Genomic DNA, 6,533 nt, shown 5'->3' on the forward strand with positions numbered 1-6,533 from the left:
TCCCCGACCAGCCGGTCCGGCTCGACCAGGCCCGCAACAGCCTGCGCCGCCCCGCCTGACGGTTTTGAGCGCTGGGTCTCCAATGAGCAGGAACCGGCTCGACTTCGGACCGTTGCCAGGCGCCGGAATCCCAGCCTTCATCGCCGGCCAAGGCACTTGTGACAAAACTTTTGCCGGATCGGCTTGCTTTTCCGAAATTCAGTCGCTAGGGAACACGTCTCGTCGCGACCGGTCGTTTACGATCGGATTGCGGGGTCATGGAAAGCATGGCCTGTTGCGCGCCCGTAGCTCAGCTGGATAGAGCACCAGACTACGAATCTGGGGGTCAGGAGTTCGAATCTCTTCGGGCGCGCCATTCCATCCAGCTGAAATTGCTTGCCTTTCAGGCCTCGCCAATCAACCGCATCGGCATGAATTCCTGACGAATGGTGGCCCGCCTGTTGGTCAACAGACGATTCGATCAGATTCGCACGGATCGGGCTGGCGGTCATCGCGGTCGCTGGGTACACGCATGAGGCACCGGTGTTGGTGTTGTCGGCTCCCAACGCAAAACCTAGGGAATGACTGTCCGAAAAAAGGCCGTTTTCAACTGCCGCCGATTCCTCGCGTTCTCATACATGCTGATCGGCGGGATGAGGCGCGCTCTCGCTCCGGCCCTCGCCCGCACCTCGAATTTGGTGCGCTTCAACTCCGGAAGAGTCTTCTGATGCTGCAGATGATCCAGCACGGTCTTCTGCGCGACGTTGCCAAACCCCCAAAGGCGCCTGCAAGCAGGGGCCTCTGTCTTCGACATGGGCCGTCACGTTCGATCTCGGTTGCCGGCGGACGATGCCGGCGCGCTCCCGGCTCGCACCTCCTGGAGCAGCAGCAACAGGTCTGCCTTGGCCCAAAGCAGATAGCAGACAAGCAATGTCAGCGGCGCTGCGACGAGCGTCCAGGAAGCGCCCGACCATACCAGTTGCAGGGCACCGCCGCTCCCCACCGCGGCCGAGACCAGCGGCGGCAGACGGCTGGCCAGAACGGCACTCCGGAACGGATTGGGCCAGCTGGCTGGCCAGCCGGGCAACGGCTTGCCGTCCTCGAAGGCGCTGCCGAACTTGCCGAGCGCATGCAGCAAGCCCGAGGTCGCCGCAAGCACAGGTTCGCCGAACAGGAACAGGGCGATGCCGAGTCCGATCGCCCCGACCCCCGACGTCATGTCGCCAAGGCGGTTTAGGGACACGTCTGGGGACGGCTTCCTGGCCCATGCGCGGCAGTAGATCTCGCCGCTCCAGAAGAAGACCAGCGTGGCCAGGGTGAGCGACAGGGCAGCGATGCTGCCAACGAAATAATCGAGGAGCGCGGCATGGCCACTCACGGCGGAACCCGGCGGCACGGCAACGATCTGGACCATGACGCCCGTCGCCAGCCCGAGCCCATTGCCGAGATTGTAATATCCTCCGGGACCTACCATGCGTGAACGGATTGCCGCGGCGAAACGCGACAGGCCTGAAGTGTCGCCCGGCTCTCCGGCGGCATCGGGAAGGTCATGCATGATCATTGATAACGAACCCCGCGATCAGGCAGCGCACGCAGAAGACGTGCTGGATCATCTCGATCCGAGCAGCAGACAGTTGGCCCGCACCTTCGACATTTCGATGTTTCGACAAAAGCTGGTGTATGTGGCGCGCGGTGAGACCAGCTTAGATCAGACCGCGGTCGATCGGGCTTCCTTAGGTGTTCGGCTCGGTCGTCATCGTGCTCTCGTCGTTTTCCGCCCTGTTCAGATTGGCGCAGTGCGGGTGAGCGTTGGCGGGGACAATCTCATAACCGGCTGCGATCAACTGGAGACTCATCTCCTCGAAGTGACGCTTCGAGCCGCTGACGATCGATTCAGGCGTGTAGTTCCAGCCGTTGCGGGCAGCATTGGCCAAGATGCTGGCATAGGCATGCACGCTGGCGATTTTCACGTTTGATTCCAGCAACTGTCGGCACCCGCTTGCGAAAGAAGGTGACGGTTGGGCGGAATAGCCCAAGGCCGTGCATGCCAGCACTATGGATACAGGACGCATGGAACCCCCCTTAGCCGATTGTTTGTTGCCGTCGGGGAAGCTTGCGCCGTGCGAGCCTGCGGCGGAATCGGGCAGATGCGGTATTCGGCCTAGTGCATTTGTAGCATTCTTCTGTAGCATTCTTCGGCTACGGAGGGGTTTCCAAGGACGGGGGTCCACAATGGTGCTCGGCGCTTCGAAAGCTCAAACGCTTGTCGCATTGTCGGGTCGTGAGCGCGAGGTCGCGGAAAAATTTGCCGCCGGCCTGACCTATCGGGAGATCGGCAAGGCGCTTTTCATTGCTCCGGCCACTGTTCGCACTCACCTTGCGACCATCTACGGAAAACTTGGGGTGCGGACCAAGATCGGGCTCGCGGCGTACTTTGCCGGCGCTTCCGGCGCCAGGCCAGGCGGGCTGTCACCCCATCAAAGCGAAAAACCGCGGCTGGCGGTGATGCCGGTCAAGGGTCAGTTCGGCAAAACAAGGACCGATGCGGATGCATTGACGCGCGCGTTGACCGCAGAGCTCGGACGCTTCTCCCAGATCGGAATCGTCGCAGCGGCCACAATGTTCGCGCTCGCGAAGCGGCATCTCACTGTCAAGGAAATCGGCAGGACCACGGGAGCCAACTATGTCCTGGAGGTCGCGGTCCATAGCCAAGACAAAGCCATGCACGCCTTCGCGCATCTCGTGGACGCCGAGGAGGAAGTCGAGGTCTGGAGCGCAAGATATGATCTCGCCCAGACGTCATCGCATGACGAATTGACAGGCGTGATCAGCGGAAACCTCTTCCAGGTGTTGATGAAGCACGCGGCAGGCCCGCCCGCCCTCGAGGAAGCAATTCAGCACCACAAGCTCTATCTGAAGGCGTTTTACCACGTCGAACGGCCGACGGCGAAAGGCATGGTCGTAGCGCGGCGTCTCTGTGAAAGGCTCCTCGCCGCCGAGCCAGAGCATGCATTGATAAGGGAGACTCTTGCCTGGGTCGATTTCCACTCCTGCTTCAACGGATGGTCCATTGAACCCATCGAGGCCTTTCGCCGGGCTGGTGATGAGGCTCGGGCCGGACTTTGTGGCCATGACCGGGAAGCATCTCTGCACAGTGCTCTCGGATTGGCCGAGACTTATCTCGGAAACTTGCAGACGGGCCTTGGCTGCCTGTGGCGGGCCATCGCACTCAATCCGAACGATGCAGAGTGCCGTACCTGGCTGGGAATTGGGCTAACTTACGCCGGAGATCTCGAAGGTGCACAGGCAGCTTTCGCGCGGGCCAACCTTCTCAGTCCGAATTATCATCCGATCTTTCTGTTCAGGGGCGATGCCGAATACGCCGGGGAGAACTATAACGCCGCGACTGCCTCGTTTGATCGATTTCTGATGGTCCTGCCTGAATACCACTGGGCACGGCTCCTGCGGGCTGCATCATACATGGGGATGGGCGATCTCGAGTCTGCGCGGAAGGACGTGTCGTTCGTCTCGCGCGAGTCGCCCAGGTTGACCGGCGAGTATGTCGATCGATTGCAGCAAGCGCGCGGTCCGGAGTTTAGAAATAACCTGTGGTCACGCCTCAGCGCAGCAGGACTGCCATGGAAGTGACCTATCGAGGATGACATTGGGCGCATAAGGTCCGGTTGCGTGTCAACTTGCGTCATGGCGGGCTCCAACCCGAACGGCGGGAACGAGTGACGGCCTGCGACTGCACGGCGGTGGCAGGATGGCTGGTCAACACCGGCCACGCAATGGACTAAGCATTCGGGCGGCGCCTACGCGGGTCACCAGGACGAAGCTCGGCAAAGCGGCGCAGAATGCTGCAGAGCAAATCTTCGCAGCGCCGTCGTCCAATCTGCGTGGTAAGACCGCGACAGGCGGAACCAGCGGAGCCCGATTTGACCATTCCCCATACCCGCATCAAACGCGCTTTGATCACCGGGGCCGGCGCGGCCGACGGCATCGGCTTTGCCATTGCCCGGCAGCTCGGCTATGCTGGCCATGCCGTTTTTCTCACCGGTGCCAGTGCGCGTGTGCTTGATCGCGCCGTTGGGCTCCGTGCAGAAGGCATCGATGCCAAGGCCGTGGTCGCCGATCTCACCATCGCTGCCGATGTCGCGCGGCTGCGGGCCGATGTCGGGGCGGTCGATATACTGGTCAACAATGCCGGCATGGGCTCGCTGGCATCGCCATCGGTCGACAAGACGTTTCTCGCCATGACCGAGGCCGACTGGGACCAGGGGATCGACGTCAGCCTGAAGACGGCATTCCTCGTCACGAAGGCCTTTCTGCCGGCGATGGTCGAAGCGGGCTACGGGCGCATCGTCAATGTGGCGTCGGTCACCGGCCCGCTGGTGTCTTTCGAAGGCACGGCAGCCTATTCGGCCGCCAAGGCCGGCATGGCCGGCCTGACGCGCACACTGGCGCTCGAAGTGGCGAAAAACGGCATCACGGTCAACGCCGTCGCTCCCGGCTGGATCGAAACGGGCTCGTCGAGCGAAATGGAGCGGCAAGCCGCCCTGCATACGCCGCCGGCGCGGGCCGGGCGGCCGGATGAAGTGGCCGCCGCGGTGGCATTCCTGGCCTCGGAAGGCGCCAGCTATGTCAATGGCGCGCTGCTGGTGGTCGACGGCGGCAACAGCCTTCAGGAGCGCAAGGGCTGAGAACTCTGCGGCTTCGCCGGAACGACCGGTGTTCATGATCGGACAGCGGGTCCGGGCTCTCACTACATCGTGCGCCAGCGCAGCTTCTATCGTCACCGTCGACTGCTCGATCTCACTTGACCTTCCAGCTGCTGGAACCCTTAGGGTCACGCGAGGTCTTCCGGCGGGCCTTTCATCGAGAGCAAGGAGCGGAGAAATGCATCGACGCGGATTTCTGACGGCAAGCCTGGCGACGGTTCTGGCGAGCCCGCGTGCGCTGGCGCAGACGAAGATGGACGATATGTCGATGCCCGGCATGGGCGGCCATGCCGGGCACGACATGGCCGCGATGGTGCAAGACGCGGTCACCCTGCCCGAAGGCCAGGCGTTGCGCGCCCTGCAGGTGCTTGCCAACGAAGCCGACCGGCCGGGCCTGCTCAGGGCGAGGCTGACGGCGGCACCGGCCATTGCGAGGTTCGCCGAGGGGCGCGACACACCGATCCTCGCCTATAATGGCATCAGCCCGGGGCCGCTGATCGAGGCCTTCGAAGGCGACCGCGTCGAGATCACATTTGCCAACCGCATCGATAACGAGGTGAGCACCATCCACTGGCACGGCATGCCGGTGCCCGCCGACCAGGACGGCAGTCCGATGGATCCGGTTGCGGCGGGCACCGAGCGCGTTTATGCCTTCGAGCTGCCGGAAGGCTCCGCAGGCTCCTATTGGTACCACCCGCACCCGCACGGCAAGACGGCAGAGCAGGTCTATCGGGGTCTTGCCGGCGCCTTCGTCGTCAAGGCCAAGGCCGATCCCATCCCGGCCGAATATGGCGACACGGTGCTGGTGTTCACCGACCTCAGACTTGCCGCCGATGGCTCGATACCGAGCAACAGCATGAGCGATCTGATGAACGGCCGCGTTGGCGACCACGTGCTGGTCAACGGCCAGAAGAATCCCAGGCTCTCGGTGGCAAAGGGCGCCAAGCGACGCCTGCGCCTCTACAACGCCACCAACGCACGGTTCCTGAAGCTTGCCTTCGACGGCGCGACGATAACAGTCATCGGGACGGATGGCGGGCTGCTCGCGGCGCCGGTGGCGGCGGACGAGATCCTGCTCAGCCCGGGCGAACGCCTCGAGTTGGTCGCATCCTTCGACAGGCCCGGCCCCATCACCCTCGATACGCTCGGCTACGACCGTGGCTGGATGGGTCCCGGCCGCCCGGCCGATGCGGGGCTGACGCTGCTGACGGTCGATGTCTCGGAGAACGAAGCCGAGGCGGTGCCGCAGCTGCCGGCGCGGCTGCGGCCGATCGCACCGTTCGCCGACCCTGTCCTCAGCCGGCGGCTCGTTTTAACGGAGACCATGGCGATGAAACCCACCGGCATGGAGATGGGTTTCCTGATCAACGGCAAGGCCTTCGATATGGGACGCGTCGACTTCGTCGCCAGGGCCGGCGAGATCGAGCTCTGGGAGATAGTCAACGAGGCCGACATGGACCATCCCTTTCACGTCCACGGTACTCAATTCCAGGTCGTCGAGCATGAGCGCGACGGCGCGGTGTCCAAGCCGCCCTATCTCGCATGGAAGGACACGGTGAACGTCGCCCGCGGCGAGACGGTGCGGCTCCTGCTGCGCCAGGATAGGCCGGGGCAGCGCATGTATCACTGCCACATCCTCGAGCACGAGCAGCTCGGCATGATGGGCGTGCTCGATGTCATGGCATGAAGTTCGGCATCGCGTTCGGAGCGGTGGTGCTGGCGCTGGCCGGTTCGCTGAGCCTCTCCTCGCCGCAGGCGGTCGCCTCCAGTGATGAGATCGTGGCCGCACGCCAGGCCTCGATGAAGGCTATGGCGGCGGCAGCGAAAACCATC

At 63.3% G+C, this 6,533-nt stretch carries 5 protein-coding genes and 1 tRNA gene; 4 read left to right on the forward strand and 2 right to left on the reverse strand.

Annotated features, from left to right (window positions below; translation table 11 throughout):
• Positions 1-278 precede the first annotated feature (278 nt).
• Positions 279-355 (forward strand) — tRNA-Arg (locus EN939_RS16255).
• 444 nt (positions 356-799) lie between these two features.
• Here EN939_RS16255 and EN939_RS16260 read toward each other — a convergent pair.
• Together EN939_RS16260 and EN939_RS16265 are read right to left on the reverse strand one after the other, a co-directional pair.
• On the reverse strand, positions 800-1,540 hold the full coding sequence (locus tag EN939_RS16260; RefSeq protein ID WP_206517401.1) for a hypothetical protein: 741 nt from the start codon (positions 1,538-1,540) through the stop codon (positions 800-802).
• 172 nt (positions 1,541-1,712) lie between these two features.
• Positions 1,713-1,949, reverse strand: a complete 237-nt coding sequence (locus EN939_RS16265; protein WP_127268797.1) for a hypothetical protein — start codon at positions 1,947-1,949, stop codon at positions 1,713-1,715.
• A gap of 262 nt (positions 1,950-2,211) precedes the next feature.
• Here EN939_RS16265 and EN939_RS16270 point away from each other — a divergent pair, with 262 nt between their 5' ends.
• The 3 genes from EN939_RS16270 to EN939_RS16280 all read left to right on the forward strand — a co-directional run bounded on the left by EN939_RS16270 (position 2,212) and on the right by EN939_RS16280 (position 6,387).
• The gene (locus EN939_RS16270; protein ID WP_164748690.1) at positions 2,212-3,627 is read left to right on the forward strand and encodes a LuxR C-terminal-related transcriptional regulator; all 1,416 of its coding nucleotides are present in this window, start codon (positions 2,212-2,214) and stop codon (positions 3,625-3,627) included.
• A 290-nt stretch (positions 3,628-3,917) separates the two neighbouring features.
• The gene (locus EN939_RS16275) at positions 3,918-4,682 is read left to right on the forward strand and encodes an SDR family NAD(P)-dependent oxidoreductase (protein ID WP_236383082.1); all 765 of its coding nucleotides are present in this window, start codon (positions 3,918-3,920) and stop codon (positions 4,680-4,682) included.
• Positions 4,683-4,878: 196 nt separating this feature from the next.
• Positions 4,879-6,387 carry a multicopper oxidase family protein gene (locus EN939_RS16280; protein WP_127268799.1) on the forward strand — a complete coding sequence of 503 codons (1,509 nt, stop codon included), beginning with the start codon at positions 4,879-4,881 and terminating at the stop codon, positions 6,385-6,387.
• Positions 6,388-6,533 lie beyond the last annotated feature (146 nt).

Origin of the sequence: Mesorhizobium sp. M7A.F.Ca.CA.002.05.1.1 (genome assembly GCF_003998335.1) — a bacterium.
In the GTDB taxonomy this organism is placed as follows: domain Bacteria; phylum Pseudomonadota; class Alphaproteobacteria; order Rhizobiales; family Rhizobiaceae; genus Mesorhizobium.

Excerpts from the sequence above, each read along its gene's own strand:
- EN939_RS16260 (WP_206517401.1), bottom strand. The coding sequence starts at position 1,540 with ATGATCATGCATGACCTTCCCGATGCCGCCGGAGAGCCGGGCGACACT.
- EN939_RS16270 (WP_164748690.1), top strand. The coding sequence starts at position 2,212 with ATGGTGCTCGGCGCTTCGAAAGCTCAAACGCTTGTCGCATTGTCGGGT.
- EN939_RS16280 (WP_127268799.1), top strand. The coding sequence starts at position 4,879 with ATGCATCGACGCGGATTTCTGACGGCAAGCCTGGCGACGGTTCTGGCG.